Consider the following 17,511-nt stretch of genomic DNA (forward strand, 5'->3'; position numbering starts at 1 on the left):
CGGTGCGCTCGTGCCGGGGCCACCACTAGGGTGAAACAGGCATCCCCACCAGACTTGAGAATCGGAGTTCTTCCATGCCCGAGGCAGTGATCGTTTCCGTCGCACGCTCCCCCATCGGCCGCGCGAACAAGGGGTCCCTCAAGGACTTCCGGCCCGACGACCTGACGGCGTTCATCGTCAAGACGGCGCTCGACAAGATCCCGGCTCTCGACCGCAAGACCGTCGACGACCTCTACCTCGGGTGCGGCCTGCCCGGCGGCGAGATGGGCAACAACATGGGTCGCATCGTCAACGTCCTCAACGACATGGACGAGGTCCCGGGCGCGACCATCACCCGCTACTGCGCCTCCTCCGTGCAGACCACCCGGATGGCCTTCCACGCCATCAAGGCCGGCGAGGGTGACATCTTCATCTCGGCCGGGGTCGAGACCGTCTCGCGCTTCGCGAAGGGCACCTCCGACCACATCCCCGGCACCCGCAACGAGGTCTTCACCGACGCCGAGGCCCGCACGGCCAAGCTCGCCGAGGGCGGGCAGGACTGGCGCGACCCCCGCGAGGACGGCGCGCTGCCCGACGCCTACATCGCGATGGGCCAGACGGCCGAGAACGTCGCGCGGATGCGCGGGCTCGACCGCAAGGAGCTCGACGAGTTCGCGGTCCGCTCGCAGAACCTTGCCGAGAAGGCCATCAACGACGGCTTCTGGTCGCGTGAGATCACCCCCGTCACCACGCCCGACGGCACCGTCGTCTCGGCCGACGACGGTCCCCGCGCCGGTGTCACCTACGACGCGCTGGCCGGGCTCCAGCCCGTGTTCCGCCCCGACGGCGTGGTCACGGCCGGCAACTGCTGCGCCCTCAACGACGGCGCCGCCGCTGTCGTGATCATGTCGGACACCAAGGCCGCCGAGCTCGGCCTCAAGCCGCTCGCCCGCATCGTCTCCACCGGCGTCTCCGGCCTCTCCCCCGAGATCATGGGCCTCGGCCCGGTCGAGGCGACCAAGCGCGCGCTGGCCAACGCCAACATGAGCATCGGCGACATCGACCTGGTCGAGATCAACGAGGCCTTCGCCGCGCAGGTCGTGCCGTCCTACCAGGACCTCGGCATCGACCTCGACCGGCTCAACGTCAACGGTGGCGCGATCGCCGTCGGTCACCCCTTCGGCATGACCGGCGCCCGCCTGCAGAACACGCTCATCAACTCGCTGGAGTGGCACGACAAGAGCACCGGCCTGATCACGATGTGCGTCGGCGGCGGCCAGGGCATGGCCCTGATCCTCGAGCGCCTCTGAGCCGAACGGTGTGCAGGACCCGCGGACCGCGACGCAACACACCCGTCGCGGTCCGCGGGTTCCTGCGCCAACTCCCGGCCTCGGTGGATACCCTCGTGGACACCACTGTTCCGTCGGAGCAGCGGCCACCACGGGAGAACAACGCACATGAGCACCTCGTCTCGGACACCACGCTGGCTCGACGAAGGCCAACAGCGGTCCTGGCGCGCGCTCGTCATCGGCACCACGCTGCTGATGGACCGTCTCGACGACGACCTGCGCCGCACCTTCAACATCTCGCTCACCGAGTACGAGATCCTCGTGCGGCTCTCGGAGCGTCCCGGGCGCAGCATGCGGATGGCCCAGCTCGCTGACGCGCTGGCCCACTCCCGCAGCCGCGTGACCCACACCGTCGACCGGATGGAGAAGGCCGGGCTCATCGTCCGCGGCACCACCCCCGAGGACGGCCGGGGCATCGTCGCGACGATGACCGACCAGGGCCTCCGGGTGCTCGAGGAGGCTGCGCCCGTCCACGTCGAGGGCGTGCGCTCCTACCTCGTCGACGTCGCCGACCCGGCCGACTTCGCCGCCCTCGGTCGGACGATGGACGCCGTCACCGACCAGCTCATCGCCGGACACCCGGAGATGGAGATCCGCTGACGTTCGCCCCGCCCGGCGGGGTTCGTCGGCGCCGTACGACTCTCACCGACCAGCGGTGAGTCAGCCACATTCCGTACGGCGATCTTGTGGCTTTGCCACCGCCGGCCGGCGCGTCGCCGTACGACCCGCCCCTGGGCGGTGCGTCAGCCACATCTCGCGACCGGCTCAGTCACCGCTCGGGCACGGGCAGGCCCTGAAATTGAGATGGTCCGTGACGAACGGGCCCTCGAACCTCGTGGTCCGGGGTCCGTTCGTCACGGACCATCAAAAAGGTTGTGCGATCAGTCGCGCGTGAGCCGGCGGTGCGTCACGCGGTGCGGACGGGCGGCGTCGGCACCGAGACGCTCGATCTTGTTCTCCTCGTAGGAGGCGAAGTTGCCCTCGAACCAGAACCAGCGCGCGGGGTCCTCGTCGTCGCCCTCCCACGCCAGGATGTGGGTGGCCACCCGGTCGAGGAACCACCGGTCGTGAGAGGTCACGACGGCGCAACCCGGGAAGTCGAGCAGCGCGTCCTCGAGCGAGGACAGGGTCTCGACGTCGAGGTCGTTGGTGGGCTCGTCGAGGAGCAGCATGTTGCCGCCCATCTTCAGCGTCAGCGCGAGGTTGAGGCGGTTGCGCTCACCACCGGACAGCACGCCGGCCTTCTTCTGCTGGTCGGGGCCCTTGAAACCGAACGAGGCGACGTAGGCCCGTGAGTTCATCTCGAAGTTGGCGACCTTGATGAAGTCGAGCCCGTCGGAGACGACCTCCCAGACGTTCTTGTTGGGGTCGATGCCCCCGCGGCTCTGGTCGACGTAGGAGATCTTCACCGTCTGTCCGACCTTGAGCTCGCCCTCGTCGGGCTGCTCCTCACCGGTGATCATCCGGAACAGCGTGGTCTTGCCGACGCCGTTGGGGCCGATGACGCCGACAATGCCGGCGCGCGGCAGCGAGAAGTTCAGGTCGTGCATGAGGGTGCGGCCCTCGAAGCCCTTGCCGAGATCGTTGGCCTCGAGCACGATGTCGCCGAGGCGGGGACCGGCCGGGATGTTGATCTCCGAGGTGTCGATCTTGCGCATCCGGTCGGCCTCGTTGGCCATCTCCTCGTAGCGCGCCAGCCGCGACTTGCTCTTCGTCTGGCGGGCCTTGGCGTTGGAGCGCACCCACTCGAGCTCGCGCTCGAGGACCTTGGCGCGCTTGGCGTCCTTCTGGCCCTCGATCTTGAGGCGGCTCTGCTTGGTCTCGAGGTAGGTCGTGTAGTTGCCCTCGTAGGGGTGGGCCTGGCCGCGGTCGAGCTCGAGGATCCAGGAGGCCACGTTGTCGAGGAAGTAGCGGTCGTGGGTCACGGCCAGGACGGCGCCGGGGTAGGACGCGAGGTGACCCTCGAGCCACTGCACCGACTCGGCGTCGAGGTGGTTGGTGGGCTCGTCGAGGAGCAGCAGGCTGGGCTGCTGGAGCAGCAGCTTGCACAGCGCCACGCGGCGTCGCTCTCCACCGGAGAGGTTGTCGACGAGGACGTCCGGCGGCGGGCAGCGCAGCGCATCCATGGCCTGGTCGAGGCGGCTGTCGAGGTCCCACGCGCTGGCGTGGTCGAGGTCGGTCTGCAGGTCGCCCATCTCTGCGAGCAGCGTGTCGAAGTCGGCGTCGGGGTCGCCCATCAGCTCGGAGATCTCGTTGTAGCGGTCGAGCTTGCCCTTGATCTCGCCGACGGCCTCCTCGACGTTCTGCAGGACGGTCTTGCCCTCGCTCAGCGGCGGCTCCTGCTGGAGCATGCCGACCGTCGCGCCGGGGTCGAGGATCGCGTCGCCGTTGTTGGCCTTGTCGAGGCCCGCCATGATCTTGAGCAGCGACGACTTGCCCGTGCCGTTGGGGCCGACGACACCGATCTTGGCGCCGTGCAGGAAGGAGAGGGTGACGTTGTCGAGGACGACCTTGTCACCGTGGGCCTTGCGCACGTTGCGCAGGGTAAAAACGTATTCAGCCATGGCCCCGAGCCTACGGGGCGCGGGGCGCCGGGCGACAACCGGCAGACCTCCGGGCCCGTGCGACGATCGTGTGGATCCGCTGCCACCTGCTGACACCAGATCCACACGGTCGCCGGACTCATCGCTGACGACACCCGGTCGCTGCTCGCGACCCGACCACCGCGGTGTCAGGCAGCGTCCGCTTCGGGCACGGATGCGACGGCGGGCGCGTCGGTGGGCGCGTCGGTGGCGAATGCCGGCATCGGCTCGCCCAGCGGCACCGACCAGGGGTCGGCGGACTGCCCGTCGCGAGGCTCGAAGGGGTCTCCCCCGGGCGCCGGGGCCGTCTCGACCGCCGGGGGCCGGGCCGGCTTGGTGAACACGGCGGTGCCCCGCGACAGGTCGTGGCCCACCGAGCTGGCGGTGATGACCAGCTGGGTGTTGGTGGTGCCGTCCTCCTTGGTCCACACGTCGGCCTCGAGCCGCCCGTGCACCACCACCGGGTCGCCGCGCTTGATCGAGGCGAACGTATTGTCAGCCAGCCTGCGCCAGGCGCGGATGGAGTACCACGTGGTGGCCCCGTCCTCCCACTGGTTGTTGCGGAACCGGCGCGACGTGGTCGCCACGCGGAAGTTGGCGACGGGGGTGCCGCCGCCGACCTCGCGCAACGAGACGTCGGAGCCGACCCAGCCGGCGAGCGTGATGTAGGTGTCGTTCATGGGGAGTGCCTTCCTCGCTGTCGAGGACGGCGTGTCCGCCCTCGACGCCAAGACTGCGGCGAGGCACGGACAACGACACGGCGGCGTACGAGATCTTGTGGACAACCCGGACGGGTCACCCGCCTGTGGATGCCCAGTGGCCCGCGAGGGGCCTACTTGAGCGCGATCGCCAGGCCGTCGCGCATCGAGGAGTACGCCGCCAGCTCGGCCTGCACCGGTTGCACGACGAGCTCCTCGGAGACCGAGGTGATCGCGTCGCGCAGCCGCTTGTCGGCGGAGCGTCCGCGGCGTCGCGCCGTCAGCGACACGAGCACCCGGCACACGAGGGCGAGCAGCACCCCGAGCCCTATCCCGCCCAGCAGCAACAGGGTGGGGATCGGGAAGCCGCGCAGGTCCGGGGTCGGGGGCTCGGGCAGTCGGGCGTAGGAGCCGAAGGCCAGAAGCGCCAGCCACCCGCCACCGACGACGGCGGCGATGATGAGCAACCACTGCAGCAGCCGCACGAGGCCGGCCCACCACGGGATCTTGTCCGCGCCCAGGTCGGTCGCGGCCACGGCGCGGTCGAGCCGGTCGCCCAGGTCGGGCAGCCGCGAGATCGAGGCCTTGCGGATCGAGGTCACCCAGGGCTGGCCCATGCCGTCGGAGACCTGGTCGGCGAGCGCCCGCACCTCGGTGTCGACGCGGGCCTTCTGCACACCGGTGGCCTTGGGCACGGAGGTGCGGGCCGCGCCGGTGAGCTGCTTGCCGGCGGAGCCGAGGTCGAGGTGGAGCCGCTTCAGCGGGTCGGGCTTGAGGCGGGAGAACCAGGCCGTCACCGGCCAGCCGGTGGCCCGGTTGGCGCGGATGCGGGTGGAGTCCTCGACGGCCTTGACGACGGTCGGCACACCTGCGGCGTCGGCGAACGCGTCGTCGAGCGCCGCGATCCGCTCCGAGGACAGCGAGCGCACCTTGGCGTTGCCCGACACCTCCTGCAGTCGCTCCGCGGCAGCACGCACGTCGGCGCCCAGCCGGGCGCGCGTGGCCTTCTTCTCGGCCACGCGCTTGGCGATCTGCTTCTTCAGCTCGTCGATCCCCCAGCCGTGGCGGGCACTGATGGGCAGCACCGGCACGCCGGCCAGGCCGTCGGCCTCCAGCAGGCGGCGGACGTCGGCGACCATGCCGTCACGACGCGCCTCGGGGACGGTGTCGATGTGGTTGAGGACGACCAGCATCACGTCCTTGTGGGACGCGAGCGGCGCGAGGTAGCGGTCGTGGATCGCGGCGTCGGCGTACTTCTGCGGGTCGAGGACCCAGACGAACATGTCGGCGAGCCGCACCAGCCGGTCGACCTCGAGGTGGTGGGAGACCTCGGTCGAGTCGTGGTCGGGCAGGTCGAGGAGCACGACACCCGCGAGGGCGTTGTCCTCCTTGCCGGTGGAGAGCATCGAGTCGCGGGTCACCTGGTGGCGAGGCGGGATGCCGAGCCACTCCAGGAGCTCCTCGGCGCCGTCGCGACCCCACACGCACGCGGTCGCCCACGAGGTCGTGGGCCGGCGGACGCCGACCGCCGACAGCTCGAGCTCGCTCAGCGCGTTGAAGGTCGAGGACTTGCCCGAGCCCGTGGCGCCGGCGAGCGCAACCACGGTGTGCTCGGCCGACAGCTTCAACCGGCCGGCGGCGCGGTCGACGACAGAACGGGCATCGTCGATGATCGCGGAGTCGACGCGCCCTTCAGCGCTGTCGACCGCCTGTTCGAGACCCTGGACACGGGCCCCGATCTCAGAGCTCCGCGAGACGAGCTTCTTGGCCCCCTCGAGCAAGGACGTCATGGTCTCCCTCGGACAAACAGCGGTGGGTCGGTGCACATCGGAAGTGCTGGCCCCACCCTATGCGTCAGGAGCCTCGACGTTGTTCGTGCCACCCTTGGCAGCGAAACGAAGATCATCGACGCGTCGCGATGCGGACCGCAGCTTCTCGGGTGCTTCGGGCGAGATCTCGAGGCTCTCGAGCAGGTCGAGGTAGCGCTGGCGCTCGCTGCCGAGCAGCTCGGCGACCTTGCTCTCGAGGTCGCGACGGGCGCGCTCGGCGAGGGCTCGGACGGCCTGGTCGCCGAAGACGGCCTCGAGCAGCTTCTGCCCCAGGACCGCCGAACCACCGGCGATGCCGGCCTCGGCGCCGGTCACACCGGCCGTGTGGGCGAAGACGACGACCATCAGCGCGACCGAGAGCCCGTTGACGCCGAACGCCAGGAAGCGCGCGGTCGAGCGCTTGTCCGCGCCCTCGCTGCGGACCATGTCGAGCACGTCCGACTGCCAGTCGCGTACGGCGCGCTCCGCCCGGCGGCGGAAGTCGCGCGAGGCACGGCCGAGGTCCTCGCCGGCATCGGCGAGCAGGATCTGGCCGGAGGCCAGGGACTGCCACGACGCCTCGGCCCGCTCGGCGGCGGCCTCGGCGTGCTCGAGAATCAGCGTCTCGAGGCCGGACTCGACCGCGACGGTGACCCGCTCGGCCTGCTGCGGCTTGCCCTTGACCGCGTTGACGACCCGGTCGCGCAGCCAGCCGACGCGCGTCTCGAGCGACTTCAGCAGCTCGCCCGTGCCGACGAACTCCTGCCAGCGGGCGAGCACCTCGCCCCGCAGCAGGGTGCCGTCGGCGGAGGCTTCGGAGATCTCGGCCACCGCCTGGTCGTAGGCCTTGTTGGCGTCGTCTCGCAGGCGACGTACGGCATCGACCTGTTCCGTGGCCGCGTCGGCGACGGAGTGGGTGCGCCGGGCGAGGGTGCGGATGGCGCCGTCGAGCGTCTGCTTCACCACGGCGGAGCGGGCCTCGGCGTCGGCGGCCAGGGACTGGAGCCAGCCCCGGATCGCGGCGACGGACTCGGGCGGCAGCAGCCCGTCGTCGTTGACGTTGCCCTCGGTCACCGTGAACAGCGGGGAGTCCTTGAGGCCACGGCTCGCGAGCATGCGTGCGAGGTGGGTCGAGACCGTCTCCACGGCGTCCGGCGGGGTGCGGTCGAGGACGATCGCGACGGAGGCCGAGCGGTCGGCGGCCTTGCGCAGGAAGTCCCACGGCACCTGGTCGGCGTAGCGGGCCGCGGAGGTCACGAACAGCCAGAGGTCGGCGGCCGCGAGCAGCTGAGCGGCCAGGGTGCGGTTGCGCTCCTCCACCGAGTCGATGTCGGGCGCGTCGAGGATCGCCAGACCGGCCGGCACGGCCTCGGAGGCGACGAGCTGCAGCGCGTCGGGGTCGTTGGTCGACTTGGTGACGCGCTCGAGCTCGGGGAGGAGTCGGTCCTGGCCGAACCACTCCGCGTCGGCCGGGTTGTGCACCAGGACGGGCGAGCGGGTGGTCGGGCGCAGCACGCCCGGCTGGGTGACGCGCGTGCCGACCAGCGAGTTGACGAGCGTCGACTTGCCGGCGCCGGTCGAGCCGCCGACCACGGTCAGCAGCGGCGCGTCGATCGTCATCAGGCGAGGGATGACGTAGTCCTCGAGCTGGTCGACCATCTCGCGCTGGGCGTCGCGGTTGGCGAGCGAACTGGGCAGCTCCAGCGGAAGGCGCACCTCCTGCAGGGCACTGCGCATGCGCACCAGCGCGGTGAGCATCTGGGTGCTCTCGGCGCTCGGCCCCTCGTTCTGGCCTGCGTCCTTGCTCTCGAGCTCAGTCATCGGGTGGGAACCACCTGTCCGGGGAAGGAGATGTAGGGCCTGACAGCGTTGAGGGCAACGACATGTTCCTGGCCCCTCTCGGCGAAGTCGTGCGGGGCAGTGCCGCGAAGGTAGCGGTGGTGCAGGTAGGCCAGCTCGATCGCGGCAGCCTGGTATTCGCGCATGGCCCGCTCGGCCTGCGCTCCCCCGGAATGCTTGGCGAAGAGGCGGGCCCGGCGCCGGGCGCGGAGGTCGACGAGCCACGGGATGTCGGTGGCCGGCAGCAGGCCGCGCCGCGAGGCGTCCTCCAGTGCGGCCGCCATCATCCCCTTCTCGGAGCGACGGCGATACAGCGCGAAGGCGATGAGACCGAAGAACGCCGGCAGCATCATCGTGCCGTAGACCAGGAAGAAGTTGTCCGGCCCGCCCAGGGTCGAGGAGTTCCACAACGAGTGGGCGAGGACGGCGAGGACATAGCCGCCGAGCGGAGCGAGGAGGCGGACGGCGGGGCTGCGCGAGGTCACCGCGAGCCCGACACCGATCCCGATGAAGGCCGTGAACAGCGGGTGCGCGAAGGGGCTCAGCAGGCAGCGGATGATGAACGTGCCGGTGAGCGCCTCGGTGCCGCCGGGGCCCAGGCCATCCGTGCCGTTGTAGGCCGCCGCGAGATAGAGGATGTTCTCGGTGAACGCGAAGCCGATGCCGACCATGCCGGCATAGACGATGCCGTCGAGGATGCCGTCGAGCTCGTGTCGTCGCCACCACAGGAGCAGCACCAGGAACGCGCCCTTCGTCGCCTCTTCGGTCACCGGCGCCAGGAAGGACAGGCTCTGCTCGTTGGTCGCGCCGCCTGCCAGGCCGATGCCCTGGAAGACCAGGGCCGCGGCGGTCGCCACGAAGGCGCCCCACAGCAGCCCGCCGACGAGCAGCGAGCGGGGCTCGGGCTCGTAGCGGTCCAGCCACATGAAGCAGCCGACCAGGGGACCGACGGGCAGTGCGGCCAGCACGGTGGCCAGGATCAGCGAACCGGGCGCGCCCGCGACCGCGATCACCGCAGCCATCACGACGGCGCCGAGGAGCACGAGGCCTGTCACGATCACGGTGAACGCAACGCTGTCGCGACGACGTCTGGGCATGTCGGGAAGCCTAGCCCGATTCGACCCTGCGACTCGTTTCCGCCCGGCGTACAGTGACCGGCGTGAGCGACGACACGACTCCTGAGACCACCGAGCCGAAGACCGAGTCCCACGATCCCGCCGTCCCCGAGGCCTATGCCGCGTTCATGCGCACCGGCTGGGGAGAGCGCGAGCTCGACCTTCCCAAGCACCCCGTCGCGGAGTACGCCGAGGCGCGCCGCGCCAGGCTCGCCGAGGCGTTCCCGGGCGAGCGCCTGGTGCTGCCCGCCGGCACCTACAAGGTCCGCGCCAACGACACCGACTACCGCTTCCGCCCGGACACGGCGCACACCTACTTCACCGGCAACCAGACCTCGGACGCGGTGCTGGTGCTCGAGGACGGTGACGCAGTTCTCTACGCACGTCCGCGCGCGACGCGCGACACCGACGAGTTCTTCCGCGACCGGCAGTACGGCGAGCTGTGGGCCGGACGTCGTCCCTCGTCCCAGGAGATCAGCGACTCCCTCGGCATCGAGGTGCGCCACGTCAAGGACCTCCCGTCGTTCGACGACGACCGCAAGACCCGCGACATCACCACGGACGAGGAGCTCGCGCGCGTCGCCTCCGAGCTCCGGCTGGTCAAGGACGAGTGGGAGGTCGGCGAGCTGCAGGAGGCGTGCGACATCACCACCCTCGGCTTCGAGGACTCGGTCCGTGAGTGGGACCGCGTGCTGGAGTTCGGCGAGCGTTGGGTCGAGGGCACGTTCTTCCGCCGGGCCCGCGCGATGGGCAACGACATCGGCTACGACTCGATCGTGGGCGGAGGGTCACACGCGACCACGCTGCACTGGATCGAGAACACCGGCCCGATCACGCCCGGTGAGCTGGTGCTGCTCGACATGGGCGTCGAGGGCACCAACCTCTACACCGCCGACGTCACCCGCACGATCCCCGTCGACGGTCGCTTCACCCCGCTCCAGCGCGACCTCTATGACCTGGTCTTCAACGCCCAGCAGGCCGGCATCGGGGCCGTCCGCCCGGGCGTGCCGTTCCTGGCCGCCCACCACGCCGCGATGGAGGTCCTGGCCCACGGCCTCTCCGACCTCGGGCTGCTCCCGGTCTCGGCGGAGGAGGCGCTCGACCCCGAGTCGAAGCTCTATGCGCGGTGGACCCTGCACGGCACGTCGCACATGCTCGGCATGGACGTGCACGACTGCGGTCGCGCGTCAGCCGACATCTACCCCAAGGGCGACCTCGCCGAGGGCATGGTCCTCACCGTCGAGCCGGGCCTCTACTTCCAGGCCGACGACCTGCTCGTCCCCGAGGAGCTGCGCGGCATCGGCATCCGGATCGAGGACGACATCCTCGTGACCGCCGACGGCTGGCGCAACCTCTCCGCCGCCCTCCCCCGCACCTCCTCGGAGGTCGAGGAGTGGATGGGCTCACTCCGCTAGTGGAGTGCCACCACTTCGACGCCTTCCGATGTCGCTCGTGCTCGCTGCTGGAGATCGCGCGACCGCAGCAGCTCACTGACAAGGAGGCGCACGCCCGATCGCTCGTGCCTGCGCCGACCTGGCTGCCGACGATCGCCGGGCCCGACGCGGGCTTCCGCAACAAGGCCAAGATGGCGGTCGGCGGCACGGCCGCCGCCCCGACGCTCGGCATCCTCGATCGCGCCCACCACGGCGTCGACCTGCGCGACTGCGGGCTGCACTCCCCCGGCCTCACCGCCGCGCTGGACGTGGTGGCCGCGTTCATCACGAAGGCCGACTTGGCGCCGTACGACGTCACCGAGCGCAGCGGCGAGCTCAAGCACGTCCTGCTCACGGAGTCGCCCGACGGCGAGCTGATGCTGCGGTTCGTCGTGCGATCGACCGCCGACGAGTCGCGCATCCGCAAGCACCTGCCGTGGCTGCTGGCGACCCTGCCCGCGCTGCGGGTCGTCTCGCTCAACGTGCAGCCGTCGCACGCCGCCGTGCTCGAGGGCGAGCGCGAGATCGTGCTGACGACCGAGACCGCGCTGCCGATGCGGCTGGAGGGGCTCGACCTCGCGCTGCGGCCGCAAGGGTTCTTCCAGACCAACACCCACGTCGCGGCCGCGCTCTACGCCCAGGCCCGCGCGTGGACCTCCGCGATCGGTCCCGCGTCGGTCTGGGACCTCTACTGCGGCGTCGGCGGCTTCGCCCTGTCCTGTACGGCGCCCGGCCGGTCGGTCATCGGCGTCGAGCTGTCCGCCGAGGCGGTCGCGGCGGCGTCGGCGACGGCTCCCCCGGGCGTGTCCTTCGTGGCCGGCGACGCCACCGCGTGGGCGCTCGCGCAGCCGGTGGCTCCGGAGCTGGTGGTCGTGAACCCGCCCCGACGCGGCATCGGGCCCGACCTGTCCGGCTGGCTCGAGGCGTCGGACGCCCGACACGTCATCTACTCGTCGTGCAACGCCGTCACCCTGGCCGAGGACCTGGCCCGGATGCCGTCCCTGCGACCCGTCGAGGCGCGGGTGCTCGACATGTTCCCGCACACGACGCACTACGAAGTGATCGTGCTGCTCGCCCGCTGACGGAGCAGCCGGCACTCTGCGCCCCCGGCAGGACTCGAACCTGCGGCCCAGTCATTAGAAGTGACTCGCTCTATCCAGCTGAGCTACGGGGGCGGAGGATCAGGAGGACACAGGGACGACCCGTCGTGGTCCCCCGGTGCTCTTCTGGTCCATGGCCGAGTATGCCGTAGCGATCACGCCGAGCCGGAAACACCCTGGTGTCTTTCCCGGCGGAGAGAGTCGACGGGTGGCGACCCGAGAACTGTCGGTGGTTGCCCGTACGGTCGCGGAAAAGGAGCGACCATGAAGAGACTCGATCGACGATCCCGACACCTTGCACACAGCCTCCCGTCTGCGAGACAACACCTCGATCGCCGAGGCCGAGACCTCGTCATTGCCGGATCAGAAGCCTGACGAAGGACAGCAGACGATGGCAATGCACCACACCAAGGACAAGGGTGATCTCGGGACTGCGAAGGCACACGCCGATCTCGTCGGACTCGGTTTCACTGTCCTATTTCCCGCCACCGAGCACGCGGCGTTCGATCTGGTTGCGTATCGCGACGGGACGTTCCACCGGGTCCAGGTCAAGTACCGTTCCGCGCGCTCCGGCACGATCTCGGTCCAGTTCCGCTCGGTGTGGGCTGATCGCAACGGCACGCACATGAAGCCGTCGGACAAGGCCGAGGTGGACGTGCTGTGCATCTACTGTCCCCAGACCGATAGCTGCTACTACCTGCGCCCGACGGACTTCCGACGGTCCGTGACCTTGCGCCTGGTCCCGAGCAAGAACGGGCAGCAGCGTGGCGTGCTCCCCATCGCTGCGTTCCGGGCCTTCCCCACGAACGAGACCGCGTTGGCCCATGACGCCGCACCCGTGAGCAGCTAGCGCTCACCCCACGACCGAGGTGACCTCGAGCAGCCCCTCGTTCATGCACTCCATGAACTGGTCCAGGTCCGTGATCGCGTCACCGTCGATGTTCAGGCCGATGCAGCACGTGCCGTCGTGCGAGATCAGCCCCGCCATCACCGCCACCCCCGGCAGCGGGCCGAACGGGAAGACCCGCTCGACGCGGGCGCCGGCCATGTAGACGGGGTGGGGCACGCCGGGCATGTTCGACGCCGAGAGCTCGGCGGCGCTGCCGACCAGGTTGAAGGCGATCTGGCCGACCTTCGACGGCACCCGGTTGAGCAGCGGCGCGACCAGCGAGAGGGTGTCGAGCGCGGGCTCGACGCGCAGGGTCAGCACGATCCCGCGCAGCACTGCGATCCGCTCGACCGGGTCCTCGATCCCGATCGGTGCGGCGAAGTAGGCACCGGCGAACTTGTTGCCGCCCATGGGGTCGTCGGACTTGCGCATGCTCACCGGCATCACCATCGACAGGTCCTCGATGTCGACGCCGTTGCGCTGGTGGTAGCGCCGCAGCCCACCGAGCAGCGCCGCGACGTAGGCGTCGTTCAGCGATCCCCGCGCCAGCTTCGCGGCGGCCTTCAGATCCGCCAGCTCGCACTCCATGACCTGGAAGCGCCAGGCGGTCCCGCGTCGGTCCGCCAGCAGCGGGGACGGCGTCGCCGGGGGCGGCGAGAGCGTACGGCGCAGCGAGCTGCCGTAGCGCACGGCCTCGCCGAGCGCGTTGGACCGTCCGGTCAGCACCCGGGCACCACCGGCGACGGCGCGCCCGGCCAGACCGGGCAGCCGGCGCACGTTCTCCGCGATCACGGTCGTGGTGAGGTCCAGCTGGTTGGCGGGATGGGCCGACGCGCGCGGCTCCGCCCGCGGCTTGTCCGCGGTGTGCTCCCGGGTCCGGCTCTGGACCAGCGACATCAGCTGGATGCCGCCGAGCCCGTCGGTGAGCGAGTGGTGCAGCTTGAGGAGATAGGCCGCGCGCCCACCCTCCAGCCCCTCGACCAGCGTGCCTTCCCACAGCGGGCGGGTGCGGTCGAACGGCGCCAGCGCCTGGGTCTGGGCGAACTCCAGCAGGTGCGCCATCGTCCCCTCGCCGGGCAGGCGCGTGCGACGGACGTGGTAGTCGAGCTGGAAGGCCTCGTCGGGCACCCAGGCCGGCGGTCCCACCGGGAGCAGCGGGTCCAGGACGCGTTGGCGACAGCGCGGGACGAGCTCGGTCGCCCACTCGTGGGCGGCCAGGAACCGGTCCCAGTCGGGCGAGGTGTCGAAGAGCATCAACGAGCAGATCGTCGACGACAGCCGCGGGTGGTTCTCCGAGCGCCACATCAGCGCCTCGATCTCGTTCATCCGCTCCTCGGTGCCCCAGGAGGCTGCGAGGTCCCACATCTGCTCGGTCACGACGGCCACTTCTCCAAGGTGTCGACGAAGAGCTGGCGCACCTCGGTGACGATGGTGTTGAGGTTGTCGGGCGTCCAGTCGCTCGTGTCGATGGGCTCGAGCGCGCAGACGTCGACGGTGCCGGGACGGACCACGCTGGCTCGGGGCGCGAGCAGCTCACCGGCGTTGCGGAACACGACCGGGACCACCGGCACCCCTGCCTGCATCGCCATGTGGAAGGCGCCCTTCTTGAACGCCCCCGGCTCCGGAGTGGGCATCCGCGTGCCCTCCGGGAAGATCATGATCGAGGTCCCCGACCGGATGCGCCGGGTGAGCCGGTCGAGGGCTTCTCGCGACTGCCCCGAGTTGGACCGGTCGATGAAGACCGGGTCGAGGAAGAGCGAGGCGGCGAGCATCCGCGGGTCGAGCTTCGCCTCCGCCTTGGACACTCCCGTGACGTCGCGCCGCAGCAGCGAGCCCATGATCACCGGGTCGAGGCTGCTGCGGTGGTTGCCGATGAAGATCGCCGGCCGGGCCTTCCAGAGGTTCTCCTCGCCGATGACGTTGAGCTTGACGCCGGACAGGGCCAGCGCGAGGTCGCACGCGAGCGGGATGCCGACGTTGGTGCCGGCCCGCTTGTCGCGGCGTACGGCGCCGAGGACCGCGCCGGTGACGAGGCCGGCGTTGAGCCCGCCGACCGCACCGAGAGTGCCGAGCGCCGATCGCACACCCGCACGCAGCGGCTCGTGCATGTCGAGGACCGGCCAGCCCTGCAGCTTCGCGGTCTCCCGCAGCGCCCGCCCGGGCGCGATCGGGTGGGGGCGCCCGGTGCTGGCCAGGAACGCCACGTCCTCGTCCCCGTTGGCGTAGCCGTAGCTCTGGTGCAGGTCGATGTCGTGCTCGCGCGCGAAGCGGCGTACGGCCTGGGCCTTCGGCTCGCCCCAGAGGAACTTGCCGACCACGCGTCCGGTCAGCACCCCGTCCTCGATCTCGAGCTCGGTGCAGAGGATGTCGTCGATGCCGAGCTCGCGGGCAACCGGCCCGGTCTGGAACCGGGTGGCCGCGGAGGCGAGCACCACGACGTGTCCCATCCGCTGGTGGGCCTTGACGATGGCGCGGGCCTGCGGCCGGATGGTGCCGGCGATCTTCTGGACGAAGAGTCGCTCACCCATCTCCTGCATCGTGTCCTCGAGGTGGCCGCGCAGGGCGCTGAGCCCGAGGTCCCCGGCGCGCGTCGGGTCGCCACCGAGGGTGCCATCGACCGCGGTCAGCACCAGCCTGGCGAGGTCGCCCGCACCGACCTGACGCTTGCGGACCTGGTCACGCAGGATGTGCGTCGCCGTGAACCCGTGCACCAGCGTGCCGTCGAGGTCGAAGAACGCCGCGATGCCCGGGCCCCGGGGCCCGGCCTCGATCTCCGCGATCAGGTCGTCGGGATTCACGCCCGGCCCGCCCGGTGGAACTCCGCGATCGTGTCGACGCGGGCCGTCGTCATGGCGATCTCGTCGGCGAACGCGTGGCGCAGCTTGTCGAGGTCGGGGGTCTCGCTGTCGAGGAGTCCGCGGTGGTCGGCGAGGCGCAGCGCGGTCCGGAACAGCTCGAGGGTCACCGACTCGTCGCTGGTGATGCGGCCCTGGAGCGCCCACTGCTGCCCGACGGCAATGCAGTCGTCGAGGAACTCCGGCTCGCTGAAGGGCACGTCGAGGTCGGCCAGCCGGTCGGCCACGACGTGGTAGGCGTCGAGGAACGGGCGCAGCACGAGGTGTGCGACGTGGGGCCGCGTGGTCGCCAGCCTCGCCCGCAGCTCGGCCGTGTCGGCCTTCCTGCGATCGCGCGTCGGGTCCGCGACGCCGCGCAGCTCCGCGACGATGTCGGCGCCGAACTCGTGCCGTCCCGAGAAGAAGAAGTCGAACTTCAACAGCTCGCGCAGCCGCAGCGCCTCCGCCTCGGCGACGGCGACGATGTCGCCGGAGTCGCTCTCCGCCGCCGCGAGCAGGGCGAGCTCGCCGATCGCGCGGTCGACGAAGACGTGGATCGCGGTGTTCCGGTAGAACGCCGCCACCAGGTGCTTGTCCGGCGCGATGTGCCACACCGTCTCGGTACCGCCGTCGTAGGCCACGAGCACCCCCGACGCGACCAGCTCCTGCAGCGTGCGCCGCAGCGTCTCGCGCTCCTTGAGGTTGAACGCCCCCGCGACCCGCCAGCCCCGCTCGGCGAGGTAGTCCGCGATCGGCGCGACGGTCGCCTGCACCTGCGCCAGCGAGAGCGCTCGGTCCTCGCCGAGGATCGCCATGCTGACGATGGCGGTCGCGGTCACCGGGGTGGCCCGGTTGATGCGGTGACACGACTCCAAGGCGATCCGCTCGATGGCGTACGGCGCCGCCGACTCGTCCGCATGCAGCTCGGCCATCCGCGCGGCCAGCGAGATCGGCTCGCCGAAGTCGACGTAGGCCCGGCCGAGGCGGTGCCGCTGCTCGCGGGCGAACTTGTAGAGCCAGCGGAGGTCCTCGGGCCGCTTCTGCGCACCCTTGGCCTCGGAGGTCATCATCGAGACCTCGTGCAGCTGGTCGTAGACGATCGACACGGGCACGATCAGGGCGTCGACCCCGTCGGCCTCGCACACCGCGTCGGCGACGTACCGCATGATGCCGAAGGCCGGCGGACGGAGCTTGCCGGTGCGGGTCCGGCCGCCCTCGATCGACCACGCGAGGTTGGAGCGGTTCTTGAGGAGCTGGGCGATGTAGGAGCGGAGCGCCTGCCGGTAGACCGGGATGTCGGAGGTGCTGCGCTTGATGAAGATGACCCCGGAGCGGCTGGCGATCGAGCCCATCGGGAAGAAGTTGAGGTTGGCCCCGCCGAAGGTGAAGGGCGTCGACATCCGCCCCGAGGCGACGACCTCGGGGACGAGCGCACCGTCGAGGTAGGACCGGTGGGAGAAGAGGAAGAGCAGCGAGTGCTGCCGGTCGAGGGCCCGCAACCGGGCGATCGAGTCCTCGTCGATGTAGACGTCGTGTGCGCGCGCGAGCCACTGCGAGAAGCGACGGAAGGCCGCGCCAGTGCCGGCGCTGTGGGTGGCCGACATCTCGCGCAGGTGAGCCCCTGCCTCGGCGCCGACCTGGCGCTTGGGCCGGCCGAGGTCCTCGGCCAGCGAGGCGAGCTTCTCCCCGAACGCCTCGTCGGCCAGGATCTGCGCCACCTCGTGCCCGTCCGCCGGATCGGGTGACGCCAGCCCGACCCGGGTGGTGAGCGGAGCCAGCAGCTGCTTGCCGCGGCCCTTGGCCCGGGTGACCGCGGATCCGGTGCGTGGTGCCTGGTGCGTCATTACCGGAGTCTCGAAGGCCCGGGCACTCTGGTCAAGGGCCC

General features: G+C 70.6%; 13 protein-coding genes and 1 tRNA gene. 5 read left to right on the forward strand and 9 right to left on the reverse strand.

Translation table 11 applies throughout. The annotated features are described in order from the left end of the window. Positions 1-74: 74 nt before the first annotated feature. Together C9J87_RS05965 and C9J87_RS05970 are read left to right on the forward strand one after the other, a co-directional pair. Positions 75-1,289 (forward strand): acetyl-CoA C-acetyltransferase, encoded by a 1,215-nt coding sequence (locus tag C9J87_RS05965; RefSeq protein ID WP_010832064.1) that lies wholly within the window; start codon positions 75-77, stop codon positions 1,287-1,289. A gap of 147 nt (positions 1,290-1,436) precedes the next feature. Next, positions 1,437-1,928 carry a MarR family winged helix-turn-helix transcriptional regulator gene (locus tag C9J87_RS05970; protein ID WP_010832063.1) on the forward strand — a complete coding sequence of 164 codons (492 nt, stop codon included), beginning with the start codon at positions 1,437-1,439 and terminating at the stop codon, positions 1,926-1,928. A gap of 281 nt (positions 1,929-2,209) precedes the next feature. Here the strand turns inward: C9J87_RS05970 and ettA are convergent, their stop codons facing one another. From ettA to C9J87_RS05995, 5 genes are all read right to left on the reverse strand, one after another. Further along, a complete protein-coding gene (gene ettA, locus C9J87_RS05975) occupies positions 2,210-3,892 on the reverse strand; it encodes an energy-dependent translational throttle protein EttA (protein ID WP_036490279.1) in 1,683 nt (560 codons plus the stop codon). A 167-nt stretch (positions 3,893-4,059) separates the two neighbouring features. Continuing rightward, positions 4,060-4,590, reverse strand: coding sequence for a single-stranded DNA-binding protein (locus C9J87_RS05980; protein ID WP_107704959.1), 531 nt, complete (start codon positions 4,588-4,590; stop codon positions 4,060-4,062). A gap of 152 nt (positions 4,591-4,742) precedes the next feature. Next, positions 4,743-6,398: a YfjP family GTPase gene (locus C9J87_RS05985; RefSeq protein WP_010832060.1), complete on the reverse strand. Its 1,656-nt coding sequence runs from the start codon at positions 6,396-6,398 to the stop codon at positions 4,743-4,745. Positions 6,399-6,455: 57 nt separating this feature from the next. Beyond that, positions 6,456-8,237, reverse strand: a complete 1,782-nt coding sequence (locus C9J87_RS05990) for a dynamin family protein (RefSeq protein ID WP_232819840.1) — start codon at positions 8,235-8,237, stop codon at positions 6,456-6,458. Next, complete coding sequence (locus tag C9J87_RS05995; RefSeq protein ID WP_107704960.1) at positions 8,234-9,352, reverse strand: PrsW family intramembrane metalloprotease; 1,119 nt, start codon at positions 9,350-9,352, stop codon at positions 8,234-8,236. Before C9J87_RS05995 ends, C9J87_RS05990 begins: the two co-directional genes overlap by 4 nt. 62 nt (positions 9,353-9,414) lie before the next feature. On the opposite strand from C9J87_RS05995, the gene C9J87_RS06000 reads away from it, so the two are divergent. Together C9J87_RS06000 and rlmC are read left to right on the forward strand one after the other, a co-directional pair. Continuing rightward, the gene (locus C9J87_RS06000) at positions 9,415-10,785 is read left to right on the forward strand and encodes an aminopeptidase P family protein (RefSeq protein ID WP_232819841.1); all 1,371 of its coding nucleotides are present in this window, start codon (positions 9,415-9,417) and stop codon (positions 10,783-10,785) included. Further along, a complete protein-coding gene (gene rlmC / locus C9J87_RS06005) occupies positions 10,785-11,885 on the forward strand; it encodes a 23S rRNA (uracil(747)-C(5))-methyltransferase RlmC (RefSeq protein ID WP_107704961.1) in 1,101 nt (366 codons plus the stop codon). The genes C9J87_RS06000 and rlmC overlap by 1 nt, the downstream gene beginning before the upstream one ends. Before the next feature lie 19 nt (positions 11,886-11,904). Here rlmC and C9J87_RS06010 read toward each other — a convergent pair. Then, a tRNA-Arg gene (locus C9J87_RS06010) sits at positions 11,905-11,978 on the reverse strand. 280 nt (positions 11,979-12,258) lie between these two features. On the opposite strand from C9J87_RS06010, the gene C9J87_RS06015 reads away from it, so the two are divergent. Further along, the gene (locus C9J87_RS06015; protein WP_232819842.1) at positions 12,259-12,753 is read left to right on the forward strand and encodes a group I intron-associated PD-(D/E)XK endonuclease; all 495 of its coding nucleotides are present in this window, start codon (positions 12,259-12,261) and stop codon (positions 12,751-12,753) included. Between the two features lie 3 nt (positions 12,754-12,756). Here the strand turns inward: C9J87_RS06015 and C9J87_RS06020 are convergent, their stop codons facing one another. The 3 genes from C9J87_RS06020 to C9J87_RS06030 are packed head-to-tail and all read right to left on the reverse strand — an operon-like array spanning position 12,757 to position 17,470. Next, complete coding sequence (locus C9J87_RS06020; protein ID WP_157953124.1) at positions 12,757-14,169, reverse strand: wax ester/triacylglycerol synthase domain-containing protein; 1,413 nt, start codon at positions 14,167-14,169, stop codon at positions 12,757-12,759. Further along, positions 14,166-15,590 carry an HAD-IB family hydrolase gene (locus C9J87_RS06025; protein ID WP_107704964.1) on the reverse strand — a complete coding sequence of 475 codons (1,425 nt, stop codon included), beginning with the start codon at positions 15,588-15,590 and terminating at the stop codon, positions 14,166-14,168. The genes C9J87_RS06020 and C9J87_RS06025 overlap by 4 nt, the downstream gene beginning before the upstream one ends. Beyond that, positions 15,587-17,470, reverse strand: a complete 1,884-nt coding sequence (locus C9J87_RS06030) for a lysophospholipid acyltransferase (RefSeq protein ID WP_010832052.1) — start codon at positions 17,468-17,470, stop codon at positions 15,587-15,589. Before C9J87_RS06030 ends, C9J87_RS06025 begins: the two co-directional genes overlap by 4 nt. Positions 17,471-17,511: the final 41 nt, after the last annotated feature.

The sequence above is a fragment of the Nocardioides allogilvus genome (assembly GCF_003047285.1).
Lineage (GTDB): Bacteria > Actinomycetota > Actinomycetes > Propionibacteriales > Nocardioidaceae > Nocardioides > Nocardioides allogilvus.